Below are 14,761 nucleotides of genomic sequence, written 5' to 3' on the forward strand. Positions count from 1 at the left end.
ATTAATAAATTATTGGCATTGGTTTTCAAAGTTGCATTGCTGTTATAGGCGGCGGCTTAAAAACCACGCCGTTATACCGCTTAGTTAGATTCAATATGATTTGTTTTTTGAATTGCCAATTTCAATATCCTAAACGAACCTCTAATTACAAAAGTAAACACAATCGCTCCAGTTATTAAATCCGGTATTTTAGAATCTAAAATGCTGACTAAAAATCCGGCAGTAATAACACCCCCATTTACAATAATATCGTTAGAAGTAAAAATCATACTTGCCTGCATATGTGCTTCATTATTCTTTGCCTTTTGAAGCAGATAAAGGGAAAAAATATTTCCAATCAAGGCAAGAACTGAAACTATAATCATTGTTTGAAAATCCGGTATTTCTTCAAAATCTATGAATCTTCTTATTACTTCAATGAAGCCGATAACCGCTAAAGAAAATTGGAAATAACCTGCTAATTTTGCTACTAATTTTTTCCGCGAAACAGCTTTGCCTACCGCTAAAAGACTCATACCGTAAACTGCCGCATCTGCAAACATATCAAGCGAATCTGCAACAAGCCCCATTGATTTTGAAATAATCCCGGTTGTCATTTCAATGACAAAAAACCCGAAGTTGATTATTAGAACAGTCCATAAAAGTTTTACTTGATTTGATTCTTCAATTTTTAAGTGAGCATATTCATTAGTCTCAATGCTTTTAATCAACTTTGAATCTAAGTTTAATTCACCGATTTGTTCCGAGATTACTTCATTATCTCCGTTATGCAAAACAGTTAGTGTTCTGTTTGGAATATCAAAATCCATTCTCAAGATGCCATTAATATTTTCTAATTTCATTCTTACCAACTGTTCTTCAGACGGGCAATCCATCTTAGAAATTTTATAGATAGATTTTTCCATTATATCGCTCCTTCTCCTCTTTCATTTGTTCTTATCTTTACAACATTGCTAACTTCAGTAACAAAAATTTTTCCATCACCTGGATTGCCGGTGTGAGCATTTTTCTGAATTGTGTTTACAACTAATTCAACCATCTCATCCGGAACCACAACTTCTATTTTATTCTTTGGCACAAATTCAAAAATTCCTTCCTCACCGTTTTCCTTTTTCCCTTTGCTTTTACCAAATCCTTTAGTATCAGAAATTGTTATTCCGGGAAGCCCGTCAATTTTATGAAGTGCACTTACTACTTTTATTAACATAAACGGCTGAACAATTGCTTTTATCTCTTTCATATTTTTTTCCTTTTTTTTTAAGATTATTGATTTTCTCTATTTCTTAATTTCATTCTTAAACGCCTTGCTCTTTGCGCTATGCTTCTCACATTTTCCATTTACCATCAAACATCTTCCATCTAAAGTCCCCCTTTGGGGGATTTAGGGGGCTTTTCTTCTATCTGTTTTGGCGGACACTTGACATCACCATAAGAACAAAAGACGCAGCATTCACCTTCTTTTGGTTTTAATATTTTTCCACAAGAGTTGCATTCATAAAAATGAACACAAGCATCTATCGGCATTTCTTCTTCTTTTTCATAACCGCAATAAGGACATTTTATTTTTGATTTTGTTACTATGTTTTTCATAATCTATTTCCCATCTACTATCTCTCATTTTAACTACCGAAGATAGTCCTAAAGTCTCCCCTTCGGGGAGATTTAGAGGGGCTTCTCTTCTTTTCTCTTTTCAAACCACATATAAAACGTTGGAAGAACAAACAACGTTAATATTGTTGATGTTATCAATCCGCCGATAACAACAGTAGCAAGTGGTCTTTGAACCTCTGCACCGGCTCCCGTTGATATTGCCATTGGAATAAAACCGAGCGATGCTACAAGCGCTGTCATTAACACCGGGCGCAATCTTGTTGCCGCTCCTTCTATTACTGCATCTTCCAGCGGCTTTCCTTCTTGCCGTAAATGATTAATAAATGAAACCATCACAACTCCGTTTAAGACTGCAACTCCAAATAATGCAATAAATCCCACACCGGCAGAAATACTAAAGTGCATTCCTCTTATCAACAATGAAAAAATACCGCCGACAATTGCAAAAGGAATTCCGGTATAAATCAGTAAAGCATTTCTTATCGAACCAAAAGAAGTGAACAACAGTAGGAAGATTAAGAAGAGTGATAAGGGAACAACGATTGCCAGTCTTTCTCTTGCGCTTGCAAGCTGTTCAAATGTTCCGCCCCATTCTAAATAATATCCGGCTGGTAGTTTTACTTTATCGTAAATAGTTCTTTCAGCTTCTTCAACGAAACTTCCAATGTCTCTTCCTCTTACATTCAATTCCACTACGATTCTTCTCTGGCTATGCTCACGGCTTATTTGAGCCGGTCCTTCTTCAACAAAAACATCCGCAATTTGACTAAGTGGAATACCCGAACCATTAGGAGTAGGAACTAAGATGTTTTTTATTACATCAATGCTGTTTCTTGATTCCTCTTTGAAGCGCACAACTAAATCAAATCTTCTTTCACCTTCAAAAACTTCACCGGCAGATTTTCCGCCAATGGCTGTTTCTATAATTTGATTTACATCCGCTACATTTATTCCATATCGTGCAATCTTTCCTCTATCAACTTTTATCTGTAATTGCGGTAAACCTGTAACCTGTTCAACCTTCACATCAGCCGCACCTTCAATTTTGGTTACTACTTTTGCAATTTCTTCAGCTTTTTCTTTTAAAGTCTGTAAATCTTCACCAAAAAGCTTAATAGCAATATCTGAGCGGACTCCGGCAATCAATTCAGCAACTCTTAGTTGAATCGGCTGCGAAAAACTAAAAACCATTCCGGGAAGTTTTGAAAGCTGCTCACTCATTGCAGTAACAAGTTCTTCTTTATTTCTTCCGGTTGTCCAGTCATCTTTTGGTTTCAGTTCCACATATATGTCGCTCATCTCTACACCCATCGGATCAGTGCCGATTTCTGCACGCCCTGTTTTTGAAACTACGTAATTCACTTCCGGAAATTTCAATATTTCTTTCTCAATTAAAGATGTTGTATTTACAGCGGTTGTTAATGATACACTTGGTAATCGCAACGCTTGTAAAGCAATCGAACCTTCATCAAGCTGGGGAATAAATTCACTTCCTAAGAATGGAAAAATTACTAGACTAACAATGACAAATGCAGCAGCAATTCCAGTCACGAAAATTCTTTTATGAAGAATCTTTTTTAATATCGGAACATATTTCTTTTTTGACCAAGTAATAATTGGACTTTCTTTTTCAGTCACTTTTCCTTTTCTAAACATCAAAGCACTCATCACCGGCACGTAAGTTAAGCTTAGAATCAATGCACCTATTAAAGCATAAGTTACAGTGTATGCCATCGGCTTGAACATTTTTCCTTCAATTCCGGTAAGAGTCATTATAGGGAAGTAAACAATAATAATAATTCCCACTGCGAACACAACCGGTCTTCCAACTTCTAAAGCAGATTCCAATAATGTTTCCTCTGCGCTTACTCCATTTCTCTTTTCGTGAAGCTTTCGTATTGCATTCTCGACCATTACTACAGCGCCGTCAACAATCAATCCGAAATCCAAAGCGCCAAGCGACATTAAATTTCCTGACACGCCGGTTGCAACCATCATTATCACGGCAAACAACATTGAAAGAGGAATTACGGAAGCAACTATAAATCCACCGCGTAAATTGTAAAGAAGAAGAACAAGAATAAGAATAACAAGTATGCCGCCTTCAATTAAATTTGTCTGGACTGTTTTTATTGTTTTATTAACTAATTCCGCTCTGTCATAAAAAGGTTCAATCGTAACACTGTCCGGCAAAGCCCTTTGAACAGTTTCAATTTTTTCCTTAACTCTATCAACTACTACACGGCTGTTCTCACCTTTAAGCATCATTGTAATTCCGGCAACAACTTCACCTTCGCCGTTCATTGTAACAGCGCCTTGCCGTATAGCCGAGCCAAGCTGAACATCAGCTACGTTGTGAACGTAAATCGGAGTGCCGTTCTCTAATGTCTTTACGATAATGTTATTTATATCATCAATACTTTGAACTAAGCCGGAACCGCGAACCAAATATTGTTCATTAGCGTGTTCAATGTAAGCGCCGCCGGTGTTTGCATTGTTTTCAGCAACAGCATTAAACACATCTCGTAAGGTGAGATTATAGCTTAAAAGTTTTTGCGGATCTACCAACACCTGGTATTGCTTTTCAATTCCGCCAAAGCTGTTCACTTCGTTAATTCCCGGAACAGTTAGTAACTGTCTTTTGGCGATCCAATCCTGGAGAGTTCTCATTTCCATCAAAGTAGTAGAATCTTGCTTTGCTTTTTTGTCTTTAGGTCTGATAATGTATTGATAAATTTCACCAAGACCTGTGCTGATTGGTCCAAGTTCCGGTTTACCAAATTCCGGTGGAATATCTTTTGCTGCTTTTTGAAGCCGCTCGAATACAAGCTGTCGTGCAAAGTAAATATCTACATTGTCGTGAAAGACTACTGTTACTAATGATAAGCCGAACTTAGATACAGAACGGATTTCTTCAACATCCGGTATTCCGTTCATTGCAACTTCAATAGGAAAGGTTATGTAACGTTCAACTTCCAACGGTGCAAGCGTCGGGGAATTAGTAAGAATCTGAACCTGAATATTTGTTACATCGGGAACAGCATCTATGGGCAATATTCTGAATGCAGCTATACCGCCAGCAATAAGCAAAATAACTGCAAACAAAACGAGCAGCTTTTGCTTTAATGAAAATCTTAATATTCTTTCAATCATAATTATTCTTCCTCTCCAAATGTTTCTTTTAATAATTCAGACTTTAGGAAGAAAACTCCTTTGGTTACAATCTTTTCACCTTTCTTTATGCCGCTTACTACTTCTCTCATTCCAGCAAACTCAATACCTGTTTCAACATTGCGTCTTGAAAAAGTCGAATCGTTCTCAACTACAAATACATAAGATTCATTTCCTTCTTTTACAATTGCATCAGTTGGAACAATGATTCCTTTTGTATTGCTGCTTATCGGTATGAACAATTCGCCAAACATATTTGGCTTAAGTTTGCCGTTTGTATTTTGAAGCGAAGCTCTGACTTTTATTGTCCTTGAATGCTCATCAATAGTTTGTCCAATTAGAATTACCTCTCCTTTGAACTTTTCATTTGGATATGCCGGTGTAGTAAACTCAACTTTCGGTTTTCCCGTAACTTTAGTTAGGTCTTTTTCATAAATCTGTCCTTCAGCCCAAAGAGTAGATATATTCATTATTTTAAAAGCAGTTGTGTTCGCTTCAACCAATTGACCAATCACTACATTTCTTTCTACTATTATTCCACCAATAGGCGCTTTAATTGGAAGCACACCCGCAATGTGTTCAGAATCTTTGCTTGTCTCTATATCACTATGTTCTAAACCTATGGAATGAATTCTTTTATCTTCTGCATTGTATTCAGCCAAAGCTTTTTCATACTCGGCTTTAGAATCAAGAAATGATTTTTGTGAACCAACATTTTGTTCAAGTAAGGTTTGCTGTCTTTCATAAGCAGCTTTGGTAAAATCAAGCATAGCTTTGGCTTGCAGATAATCTGCTATTATCTCACCTATCTCAAGTCCTTCAACGTGCATTAATATTTGTCCTTCTTTTACATAGTCGCCTTCTTTAACATATACTTCGAGCACTCTTCCCTGAACTAATGAACTTACCTGTGCTTCATAATCCTGGTTAGTAATTACTTTGGCTGGTGCTTTCAGCATTCCGCTGATTGTTCCTTCTTTTACCTCATCAAAGGCAAGGTCAATTTTGCTTCTTGCTTCTGAAGAAAGCACCACCTCACTTACTTCGTGCGATTCTTTTTCCTTCATTTCACTTTCTGTATTCTCTGTTTTATTATCACCGCATCCGACAAAAATTACAGCTACAAAAATGATTGCTGCTATGAATTCAGTCCTTAATTTTTTAATCAACATTTTAACTCCTTTATTAAAAATATTTTTTATAATCTGTGGAAATCAGTTTAATCTGTGTCATCTGTGTTCTATTTCAAAAGATTTTGTCCAACCGTTTCTTCAAGTGTAAATATTGAACGGTAGTAGTTGAACAACACATTCGTATAATTGCTGTATGCACCTATCAATGTTTGTCTTGCCTGTAAAAATTCTATATAAGTTATTTCTCCGGCATCGTAACTTGCTGATGCGGAACGGTAGACTTCTTCCGCCTGCGGTAGAATATCACTTATATAAAGATTCACCTGTCTTAGTTCGTTCTCATAATTGTTGAAAGCGCTTCTCAATCTCAGATAAACATCATTCTTTATTAATTGCAGTTCCGATTCCGCAATATTTACGTTTGCTGTAGCTTCCTGAATTTGTCCTCGGTTCTCAAACAAGAACCAAAGTGGAACGGATATTCCAAATGAAGCTCCATAAAAACCATTATCACCATCCCGTGTTTGTTTGAAATAGCCAAGATTAAAATTTGGCAGCAGTGAAGACCACGCAAGTGATTTATTAATTGAGGCTGTGCTTACATTCAGTTCCGAAATTTTAATTTGTTGATTAACGGATAGTGATAAGTTATACAACTCTTCAAAAGTGAATTTATCCGATGGTAAATAAGTCAGACTATCAGCGAGAGTAAAAATTTCGTCAGTTCGCTTTCCATATCCTAGGTAAAAATTCAATTCTGCAAAGGCAGTTCTAAGTTCATTGCTGGCTACCTCTAAATTATTTTTCGCTTCTGTAAATTGAACCTTTGCAGTTAATCTTTCCAGATTAGTTCCTTCACCAACATTATATCTTATCTCTGCCTTCTTAGAAAAGTCTTCTGCTATCCTTAAATTTTCCTCTGCTATTCCTAGTAAATCTTTTTTTGCAAGAACATTGTAGTAAGCAGATTTTATTTGTGCCGTTATTCTAATTTCAGTTTGTTTCAATCTATAGAAAGCGATTTCTTCTTCTTTGCTGAACTTTGAACCTCTTAAAAAGTAGTTTGAAGGAAATTCAAAAGATTGACTTACTTCAAATGTTCTTTCACTAAAATTGTTCAGACTTTTATTTACCGGTGTGTATTCATAGCTTACACCAATTTCCGGTTGCGGTAAAGATATTCCGCTCCAAAATCTTCCTTTAGCCGCTGAAATATTTTGTTGCGCTGATTTTATTTCCGGATTATTCTTTAATCCAATTTTAATAGCTTCATTTAATGTTAATTCTTTATCAATTCTTTCTTGAGCATTAAGAATGCTAACTGCCAATACTAGAATAAATAAAGCAAATGATTGCCTGCCCGCAAAAAGGGATTTTGCAAAACTCAACATACTGTCTCCAAAATTTTTTAATAATGATGTCCCGGCATTGCCGATGAACGTAGTAATCCCTTTACGAAAAGGAATTAATGAGAATGAATTTGAAAAGGATTAAATCAGAAATGTTCTGTTGAAAAGGTAAACTTTAGTTGTCTTTTGGGGAGTGTAGAATTGCTCTGAACCTAAAATTGAAATTGATTTAGAATGCTGGTTTGTTTCATCAATGCAATGAAAGTAAATTGATTTATCAACCGGCAGCTTATAAATATCTTTTGAAACATCTTTAGTAATTTTATTTGTTGCTGTTTTTACTATCTCACAATAATCGTGTGTTCCGTGATTATCGCCATCATAGTTAAGCAAACCGGCTTCGGAATGAAGGAAGGTAAAAACAATCACCGTAAAGATTATAGCTGCAATTATTTTTGTAATTCTATTTAGTTTATGTATAAACATACTATTCTTTACAATGTTTAGCTGCTTCGTTTACAATTTTATTAATGTGTTCATCATCTAAAGAATAATAAACCATCTTTCCTTCTTTTCTATGATTAACCAGTCTATTATTTTTTAACAATCTTAATTGATGAGAAATTGCTGAAACCGAAACTCCGGTTAAAGCTGCAATATCGCAAACACACAATTCATCTTCAGCAAGAGAAAGTAAAATTTTTAATCTTGTAAAATCACTTAGACTTTTGAAAGTTTCAGAAAGTTCAGTTATCAAAGAATCATCCGGTATTCGTTTCTTAATAGACTTTACTTTCTTTTCGTCAATAAAATCGATTTCACAAACTGGTGTTATTGTATCTTTTTTCATAGCTCAAATATAACAAACATTTGAGCAAATGTGCAAATAATATAATCTCATCAAAATAATTTATTTTATACTCATACTAGCTCAAGTATTAAAATCTGGTCACTCAGTATTTCTTTTTCGCCGCCAACTGTGCTTGATTAAATTATCTAAGTAAAAAAGGTTGTATGTTTTATTTTAAATTGTTCAACTTGTAAAAATTATTAAAGCACAATTGGCTTAGGTTTGGTATAATCAATATTGTTAAAATGTGGTCGTGCTGTCGCACCACCACTTGGGGAAAAGTTTTTATTCGTTTCTTCAAGGTAAATGAAAAAATCAAATAGAAGAAAATATTAAATTAATATTTTAGCAAATATAAATTAGTTTTAACCACGCGATGTTTTAAAGAGTAATGTAAAAAAGCGGTATAACAAGTGGCTCAAGGCGACAGCGTATTCGCATTCGGCATTTTGGAAATTTTAATGTTAGTCATTCCGTTTCAAGTATCTTGTTCAAAGTAGTCGTACTATGAAAGTTTTTTGTAATTATATAAATTATTAACAAGTTCGGCATTGTAGTTCTGGGCTGCGCCTTAGCCACAACGTCGTTAGGTGCGTGTCACAGATGTTAAAATTATTCATATTATTTATAGTTATAAATACACATTTTACAAAAGCCCAAGATAATTGGAATCCGAATAATCTTAAAAACAAATTTGGAAATTTAGTCGACACAATGTTAACCTTTAACATCAATCCTTCTCTGCCAGATTTTCATTTCCGATATAGAGAATTTTTTGAAGCTGGAGAAGTTGCACCGAACTTAGGAATAACATTTTTTAGAGTTGATATTTTTAGAGATGATATTGATACAGTTTTACAAATAATTGAATCATCATCAGATGCTTATTATGGACCTATAGATTATGAGTATAGTTATAAAGATTTAAGTTATGAAGGAATATTTATTGATTACAACTTCGACGGTTATTTTGATATTAGATTTAAATATACTTCTGGAGCTAACGCATATTCAGTTAATCAATTCTATGAAGTTGGAACATATAATCCTTATAAAAACTATTTTGATTATAATTGGTCTTTATATGATTTGTGTAATCCTACACCCTTTCCTGATGAGAAAGTCATTAGAACCTATAGGCGTCTAAGGTCATTTGGGCGAGAAGCTGATGTAGATACTTATTTCTGGCAAGGCGATAGTCTTGCGATAATAAAATGTGATTATTTCAAAATAGTAGATGAAAAATTAATGGATTCTTTAGGCTATGATGAATGTGAATTTATTCATTTAACAGATTATTATGAAAATGATAAAGTTATAAAATCCGATTCAACTATTATTAAAAGTAAAAATATCCCTGAGAACCTTAGAAGATATTGGCATAATTAAAAACGCACCTAACCAGCGGTTCAAGCTGACTGCGCTTTCGCATTCGGCTTTTTGAAATTTTAATATTAGTCGTTCCGTTTCGGATAACTTGTTCAAAGTAGTCGTTCTAATTAATAAACTTGCAAACCGTGCTTGCGAAGAAAGATAAGCACTGTTTGCTTAATCATCGGCATTTCGTTTTAGCTTGGCTTCCTTGTTCTGGGCAGCAGCTTAACCGCAACGTCGTTATGTGCTTAAACAAATTTTAAGGGCTTAACAATGGATGAAAAACTTTTTATGGAAGTAGTTGAGAAATATTTCAACACAATGGCTTGGCTCAATGCAGAAACATTAAGGGATATTTTTGCCACCGCTTCACTTTTGCAAGAAGCACAAGCACATACTATAAAAACAACTGGGTGCTCGGTTGAAAAATTTAGAAAGTTACTCATCGAAAGTCCTATTTTAGATTTTGAGCTTAAAGATAGACACATCATTGAATGTTACTTTGATTATCTTGAAAACATTCGTAGCTCTCGTCTATAACATCATAGATCGGATGACTTCTATCTTGTAAGAGTTCTTTTTTATCAAGCAACGATGCTAAAGTGTTGTATGCTTCTAATTTTTGGTTTAGTTCAATAAGTAAATGTGCAATTGTTGTGGCTTTAGAGATGGCAAAAAATTTCATTGGAACTTTTTCGCCAAGATGCACTTCTACTTTTTTTAATTCATAGCCATAAAGTTTTTTGTTATTCATAATTTGTCCTTTTAATATTGTTAATAAATAAAATATCGCATATAACCAGCTACTCAAGCCGGCAGCCATTTTAGTTCGGCTGTCCTCTAATTTTCGGGTCTGGTATTTTATTCATTATTCAGTTCAAAGTTTTCGTTCTATTTAATTAACTTGCCTTCGGTGCTTACGAAAAAAGATAAGCACCTTCGGCTTAATATTTTTCGTTTCGTTTTAGCTTGGCTTCCCTGTTATGGGCGGCGGGTTAAGCGCAACGTCGTTATGTGCAACTAAAAATAGGGGTTCTTATGTTTAGAAAAGTTCTTTTAATTCTTATTGTTTGCAGTTCTTCAATAATATATTCACAGAGTTTCATTCGCTTTGGTCTAAAAGCCGGAACAACTGCTTCTACTCCAAAATGGACGCACGACTCAAATAATGATAATGGTGTTCGAACTAAATGGGGCTTAGATATTGGTGCATTTGCTGATATTGGCATTGGTGAAAGAATCGCTCTCGTTCCTGAAATTCATTTTGTACAAAAAGGTTTGAGATACGACATACCAATTACAACAATGCAATTTCCTGATGGTACTGGTGAGTTTATAACAGAAAGACCTAACGTTAATTACATATCAATTCCTATAAATGTTAATTATACTTTTTATAAATCAGTATTTGAAATTTATGCTGTTGGTGGCGGAAGAGTTGATTTTGCAATTGATAAAAAAGGCGAAGGTTTTGATTTTATATATCAGCAATTTAAAGATATTGATTATGGTGTAAGTGTCGGATTAGGATTTCGTACAAAAGAATTAATTGGCTTTGGAACCGGTTTAGAATTTAGATATAGTCCAAATCTCACAGCGAGTTATTCAAAATTTGGTCAAGAAATTACTAACAATTCTTTTGAAATGCTTTTTGTTCTTTATTATTAATGCACATAACAAGTGGCTCAAGGCGACAGCGTATTCGCATTTGGCAATTTACAAATTATAAAGTTGACCGTTCCGTTTCGGCTAACTTGTTCAAGGTGGTCGTTCTAATAATTAAACTTGCAAACTGTGCTTGCGAAAAAGATAAGCACAGTTTGCTAAATCATCGGCAGTTGTTTTCTAAGTAGCATTCTTGTTCTGGGCTGCGCCTTAGCCACAAAGCCGTTAGGTTACTAAATTTGTACTAATTTATTTCATAGTGGGAATTATTGTATGAAAGAATTACATATTGACCTTGATAAGAAGAAAAAGTCTTTACCTAAAAAGGCTTATGGAATTTTAAGTGTCATTTTCTCTGTGTTATGGATTATTATTCAATATAATGATAACAACCTATCATTATTTAATATAATCTATAGTTTATATTTCCTTTTATTAGGAATCAGTTTTTATTATGACGGATTAGGTAAATCTCTCTCTAGTTTGTTTGGAGGTGCATTTATTGATTTGACAAATGAATATTTTAAAATAAAACCATCTACATTTAGTAAAATATATTCTTTCAATTGGGATAAGATTAAATCAATTAAGATTGGAGTTGTTAATATAGAAATTATAGGCGCCGATGATAAATTACATAAAATTGATTTATCAACGCTAGATTATCCTGTTGTTATTGAATTGAAACAAAGGTTGTCTGAATTATCAAAAAATACTGTGCTAGAGAACATTCAATTAATCAAAAATTAAATAGTGCTAAAAACATTAAATCAATTAAACTAATTAAATAAGAAGTAACCTAACCAGCGCCTCAACCCGACCGCCATTATGGTTAGGCGGATTTATAATTTTTGGCATTTGGTTTTTGTTTGGCATTTTGTTCTAAGTGTTCGTTCTAATTAATTAACTTGCCTTCGGTGCTTTGCTGACGCAATTTAAGCACCTACGGCTTAATATTTATCAGTTGTGTTTTACTTGGCTTCCTTGTTATGGGCGGCGCGTTAGCCGCAACTCTGTTATAGGGCATAATAATTCAAGTTGTTGTTAAATGTATTTTCCAGATGTTAGCGAACACTATATATTGCATTAAATAATTGAGGAGACTTACAAATTGAAAAAGCTTGTTTTGTTTATACAAGGCGGTGGTAATGGAGGTTATGAAGCTGATTCAAAGTTAGCCGCTTCTTTGCAAAAAAAATTGGGAACAGCTTATGAAGTGCATTACCCTAAAATGCTTCCCGATGAATCAACACTTGATTTTGCGCAGCAATGGCTACAGCGAATTGGTAAAGAAATTTCTTCTGTCAAAAGCGAAGTTGTTTTGGTTGGACATTCACTTGGCGCTTCAATGCTGCTGAAATTTCTTTCCGAAAATAAGATTAGAAAAAAAATTCCCGGCATTTTTCTTATCGCACCACCGTTTTGGAGTGGTGACGAAGACTGGGTGAAGCCTCTTAAACTGAAAGAAGATTTTTCTGATAAACTGCCGAAAGAAATTCCAATTTATTTCTATCATTGCAAGGATGATGAAACAAGTCCATTTGAACACCTTAAAATATACAAGAATAATGTTCCGTGGGCAATTTTTCGCGAAGTAACAAGAGGTGGTCATCAATTTAATAATGATTTATCAATCGTTGCAAAGGATATAAAATCGTTATGAAAATCAAAGCTTATGTAATAAAAAAGAAAGGCGGTAAAGCAGAGCCTTTTTCTTATGAAAGAAGATTGGCCAAAAATGATGTCTTAGTTAGAATTACTCATTGCAGCATTGCTAAAGGAGATATCCAGATTATAAATGATGATTGGGGAGACACGAAATTTCCAGTGGTTCCCGGTCACGAAATTATTGGTATCATTGAAAAGGTTGGTTCGGAAGTAACCGGTTTAAAAAAAGGAGATCGTGTTGGTATCGGATATCAGCAGAGTGCCTGCTTTGAATGCGAGTTTTGTAATGAAGGCAATGAACAATTCTGTCCTGAACAAAAAGCAATTGCTGTTGACACTTTTGGCGGATGGGCAGAGCATATCATTGTTGATTACAGATTTGCTTTCAAACTTCCTCAAAAGCTTGACTCCGCACAATCAGCTCCTTTGTTGTCGTCCGGGCTTACTGTGTATTCAGCAATAGTGAGAGGAAATTTGCCGGATGAATCCAATGTTGCTGTATTAGGCGTTGGTGGACTCGGTTTATTTGCAATTCAGTTTCTTAATAAAATGAAACACAATGTTTCAGCTTTTTCTCATTCTCTACAAAAAAAACAAATGATAAATCATCTCGGAGCAGAATACATAAATAGCTCTGATTCAAATAATCAGATAAAGTTCAACAGAAAATTTGATTTTATTCTTTCAACATTAAATGTAGGATTTGATATAGAAGCATATTTAAAAATGCTGAAGCCACAAGGAAAATTTTGCTTTGTTGGTCAGCCAATAGGAAAAGCTTCACTCAGCATTGGCTTGTTATATGATTATGCACAACGAACTATTTATGGAAATTACGTAGGTAGTCGTAAAAATATGATCGATATGTTGGCTTTTACTGCAAAGCATAATATTGAAAGTATTATAGAAATTATGCCATTTTCTAAAATGAACGAAGCAATAGAAATTGTTGGGAATGGTAAAACTAAAAAAAGATTGGTGCTGGAAATTAAAATATGAAAACGCAATCAAAAGCGAAAATAATAAAATGCTACAATGATGTAGCGGATGATTACGCAACCAATCGCAGCGATGAACTTTTCAAAAAACCATTAGATCGATTATTACTGAAAGAGTTTGCTTCGGTTAACAAAGACAACGGAATATGTGCCGACTTCGGCTGTGGACCCGGGCAGATAACGAAATTTCTATATGATCACGGCAAAAAAAATATAATAGGTGTTGATATATCTTCGGAAATGATTAATACTGCCCGAAAACTTTTTCCCAAAATCAAGTTTGAAACCGGTGATCTTCTTAGTCTGTCTTATTGTGCTGGTTATTTCGCTAGTGCAACGGCATTTTATGCGATTGTGCATTTTAATTATACTCAAATCAAAAGGGCTTTCAGTGAAGTAAACAGAGTACTGAAAAAAGGAGGACAATTTTTATTCTCTTTTCACGTCGGTAATAAGACTGTGCATTTTGATAAGGCCAATGATATAGATGTGGATGTTGATTTATACTTCTTTCAAACGGACAAGATCTTAGAATTAGTCAAAGGAACCGGATTTAGAATAATTGATGCCCTAGAAAGACATCCATACGAAGATATAGAATATCGAAGTACGCGAGCATATATTTGGACGGAAAAGAAATGAAAAACAGCAATCCTAAATATTACAATATAATATAGGAAGCCCTATAACAAGCAACTCAAGCCGACAGCTTTTTTCGCATTCGGCATTTTACAAATTTTAGTGTTTGTCGTTCCGTTTCAAGTATCTTGTTCAAGGTAGTCTTGCTATGAAAATATTTCTAAATATAAAATTTATTTAATCAAATCGGCATTGTTGTTCTGGGCTGCGGCTTAGTTGCAACGCCGTTATATGGCAAAATCATAAATTAATAAGGAGGTACTGCAAAAAAAATAATTTTCTAAAAACCCCGGCGCTGGTGGC

The 14,761-nt window shown here is 34.5% G+C and carries 16 protein-coding genes; 7 read left to right on the top strand and 9 right to left on the bottom strand.

The window, feature by feature from the left end:
- Window positions 1–80 precede the first annotated feature (80 nt).
- From ACSSV9_RS14350 to ACSSV9_RS14385, 8 genes are all read right to left on the bottom strand, one after another.
- Window positions 81–905: a cation efflux transmembrane domain-containing protein gene (locus tag ACSSV9_RS14350; RefSeq protein WP_353678114.1), complete on the bottom strand. Its 825-nt coding sequence runs from the start codon at window positions 903–905 to the stop codon at window positions 81–83.
- On the bottom strand, window positions 905–1,240 hold the full coding sequence (locus tag ACSSV9_RS14355) for a P-II family nitrogen regulator (protein WP_353678113.1): 336 nt from the start codon (window positions 1,238–1,240) through the stop codon (window positions 905–907). The genes ACSSV9_RS14350 and ACSSV9_RS14355 overlap by 1 nt, the downstream gene beginning before the upstream one ends.
- Before the next feature lie 119 nt (window positions 1,241–1,359).
- On the bottom strand, window positions 1,360–1,590 hold the full coding sequence (locus tag ACSSV9_RS14360; RefSeq protein WP_353678112.1) for a GDCCVxC domain-containing (seleno)protein: 231 nt from the start codon (window positions 1,588–1,590) through the stop codon (window positions 1,360–1,362).
- A gap of 72 nt (window positions 1,591–1,662) precedes the next feature.
- Complete coding sequence (locus ACSSV9_RS14365; protein ID WP_437347951.1) at window positions 1,663–4,764, bottom strand: efflux RND transporter permease subunit; 3,102 nt, start codon at window positions 4,762–4,764, stop codon at window positions 1,663–1,665.
- Window positions 4,765–4,766: 2 nt separating this feature from the next.
- Window positions 4,767–5,954, bottom strand: a complete 1,188-nt coding sequence (locus ACSSV9_RS14370) for an efflux RND transporter periplasmic adaptor subunit (RefSeq protein ID WP_437347952.1) — start codon at window positions 5,952–5,954, stop codon at window positions 4,767–4,769.
- A 68-nt stretch (window positions 5,955–6,022) separates the two neighbouring features.
- The gene (locus tag ACSSV9_RS14375; protein ID WP_437347953.1) at window positions 6,023–7,306 is read right to left on the bottom strand and encodes a TolC family protein; all 1,284 of its coding nucleotides are present in this window, start codon (window positions 7,304–7,306) and stop codon (window positions 6,023–6,025) included.
- Window positions 7,307–7,405: 99 nt separating this feature from the next.
- A complete protein-coding gene (locus ACSSV9_RS14380) occupies window positions 7,406–7,750 on the bottom strand; it encodes a hypothetical protein (RefSeq protein WP_437347954.1) in 345 nt (114 codons plus the stop codon).
- Window position 7,751: 1 nt separating this feature from the next.
- On the bottom strand, window positions 7,752–8,114 hold the full coding sequence (locus ACSSV9_RS14385) for an ArsR/SmtB family transcription factor (RefSeq protein ID WP_437347955.1): 363 nt from the start codon (window positions 8,112–8,114) through the stop codon (window positions 7,752–7,754).
- Window positions 8,115–8,717: 603 nt separating this feature from the next.
- Here ACSSV9_RS14385 and ACSSV9_RS14390 point away from each other — a divergent pair.
- The gene (locus ACSSV9_RS14390) at window positions 8,718–9,503 is read left to right on the top strand and encodes an XAC2610-related protein (protein WP_437347956.1); all 786 of its coding nucleotides are present in this window, start codon (window positions 8,718–8,720) and stop codon (window positions 9,501–9,503) included.
- Window positions 9,504–9,761: 258 nt separating this feature from the next.
- On the top strand, window positions 9,762–10,028 hold the full coding sequence (locus ACSSV9_RS14395; protein WP_437347957.1) for a hypothetical protein: 267 nt from the start codon (window positions 9,762–9,764) through the stop codon (window positions 10,026–10,028).
- Here the strand turns inward: ACSSV9_RS14395 and ACSSV9_RS14400 are convergent.
- Window positions 9,976–10,311 carry a hypothetical protein gene (locus ACSSV9_RS14400; protein WP_437347958.1) on the bottom strand — a complete coding sequence of 112 codons (336 nt, stop codon included), beginning with the start codon at window positions 10,309–10,311 and terminating at the stop codon, window positions 9,976–9,978. The two genes, ACSSV9_RS14395 and ACSSV9_RS14400, sit on opposite strands and share 53 nt — an antisense overlap.
- A gap of 215 nt (window positions 10,312–10,526) precedes the next feature.
- Here ACSSV9_RS14400 and ACSSV9_RS14405 point away from each other — a divergent pair, with 215 nt between their 5' ends.
- From ACSSV9_RS14405 to ACSSV9_RS14425, 5 genes are all read left to right on the top strand, one after another.
- A complete protein-coding gene (locus tag ACSSV9_RS14405; RefSeq protein ID WP_437347959.1) occupies window positions 10,527–11,156 on the top strand; it encodes an outer membrane beta-barrel protein in 630 nt (209 codons plus the stop codon).
- Between the two features lie 270 nt (window positions 11,157–11,426).
- Complete coding sequence (locus ACSSV9_RS14410) at window positions 11,427–11,903, top strand: hypothetical protein (protein WP_437347960.1); 477 nt, start codon at window positions 11,427–11,429, stop codon at window positions 11,901–11,903.
- A gap of 361 nt (window positions 11,904–12,264) precedes the next feature.
- Window positions 12,265–12,816 carry an alpha/beta hydrolase gene (locus ACSSV9_RS14415; protein ID WP_437347961.1) on the top strand — a complete coding sequence of 184 codons (552 nt, stop codon included), beginning with the start codon at window positions 12,265–12,267 and terminating at the stop codon, window positions 12,814–12,816.
- Window positions 12,813–13,820, top strand: a complete 1,008-nt coding sequence (locus tag ACSSV9_RS14420) for an NAD(P)-dependent alcohol dehydrogenase (RefSeq protein ID WP_437347962.1) — start codon at window positions 12,813–12,815, stop codon at window positions 13,818–13,820. The genes ACSSV9_RS14415 and ACSSV9_RS14420 overlap by 4 nt, the downstream gene beginning before the upstream one ends.
- Window positions 13,817–14,461 carry a class I SAM-dependent methyltransferase gene (locus ACSSV9_RS14425; protein WP_437347963.1) on the top strand — a complete coding sequence of 215 codons (645 nt, stop codon included), beginning with the start codon at window positions 13,817–13,819 and terminating at the stop codon, window positions 14,459–14,461. Before ACSSV9_RS14420 ends, ACSSV9_RS14425 begins: the two co-directional genes overlap by 4 nt.
- Window positions 14,462–14,761: the final 300 nt, after the last annotated feature.

Source organism: Melioribacter sulfuriphilus (genome assembly GCF_051488685.1).
GTDB lineage: Bacteria > Bacteroidota > Ignavibacteria > Ignavibacteriales > Melioribacteraceae > Melioribacter.

Excerpts from the sequence above, each read along its gene's own strand:
- ACSSV9_RS14350 (WP_353678114.1), bottom strand. The coding sequence starts at position 905 with ATGGAAAAATCTATCTATAAAATTTCTAAGATGGATTGCCCGTCTGAA.
- ACSSV9_RS14355 (WP_353678113.1), bottom strand. The coding sequence starts at position 1,240 with ATGAAAGAGATAAAAGCAATTGTTCAGCCGTTTATGTTAATAAAAGTA.
- ACSSV9_RS14360 (WP_353678112.1), bottom strand. The coding sequence starts at position 1,590 with ATGAAAAACATAGTAACAAAATCAAAAATAAAATGTCCTTATTGCGGT.
- ACSSV9_RS14365 (WP_437347951.1), bottom strand. The coding sequence starts at position 4,764 with ATGATTGAAAGAATATTAAGATTTTCATTAAAGCAAAAGCTGCTCGTT.
- ACSSV9_RS14370 (WP_437347952.1), bottom strand. The coding sequence starts at position 5,954 with ATGTTGATTAAAAAATTAAGGACTGAATTCATAGCAGCAATCATTTTT.
- ACSSV9_RS14375 (WP_437347953.1), bottom strand. The coding sequence starts at position 7,306 with ATGTTGAGTTTTGCAAAATCCCTTTTTGCGGGCAGGCAATCATTTGCT.
- ACSSV9_RS14380 (WP_437347954.1), bottom strand. The coding sequence starts at position 7,750 with ATGTTTATACATAAACTAAATAGAATTACAAAAATAATTGCAGCTATA.
- ACSSV9_RS14385 (WP_437347955.1), bottom strand. The coding sequence starts at position 8,114 with ATGAAAAAAGATACAATAACACCAGTTTGTGAAATCGATTTTATTGAC.
- ACSSV9_RS14390 (WP_437347956.1), top strand. The coding sequence starts at position 8,718 with ATGTTAAAATTATTCATATTATTTATAGTTATAAATACACATTTTACA.
- ACSSV9_RS14395 (WP_437347957.1), top strand. The coding sequence starts at position 9,762 with ATGGATGAAAAACTTTTTATGGAAGTAGTTGAGAAATATTTCAACACA.
- ACSSV9_RS14400 (WP_437347958.1), bottom strand. The coding sequence starts at position 10,311 with ATGGCTGCCGGCTTGAGTAGCTGGTTATATGCGATATTTTATTTATTA.
- ACSSV9_RS14405 (WP_437347959.1), top strand. The coding sequence starts at position 10,527 with ATGTTTAGAAAAGTTCTTTTAATTCTTATTGTTTGCAGTTCTTCAATA.
- ACSSV9_RS14410 (WP_437347960.1), top strand. The coding sequence starts at position 11,427 with ATGAAAGAATTACATATTGACCTTGATAAGAAGAAAAAGTCTTTACCT.
- ACSSV9_RS14420 (WP_437347962.1), top strand. The coding sequence starts at position 12,813 with ATGAAAATCAAAGCTTATGTAATAAAAAAGAAAGGCGGTAAAGCAGAG.
- ACSSV9_RS14425 (WP_437347963.1), top strand. The coding sequence starts at position 13,817 with ATGAAAACGCAATCAAAAGCGAAAATAATAAAATGCTACAATGATGTA.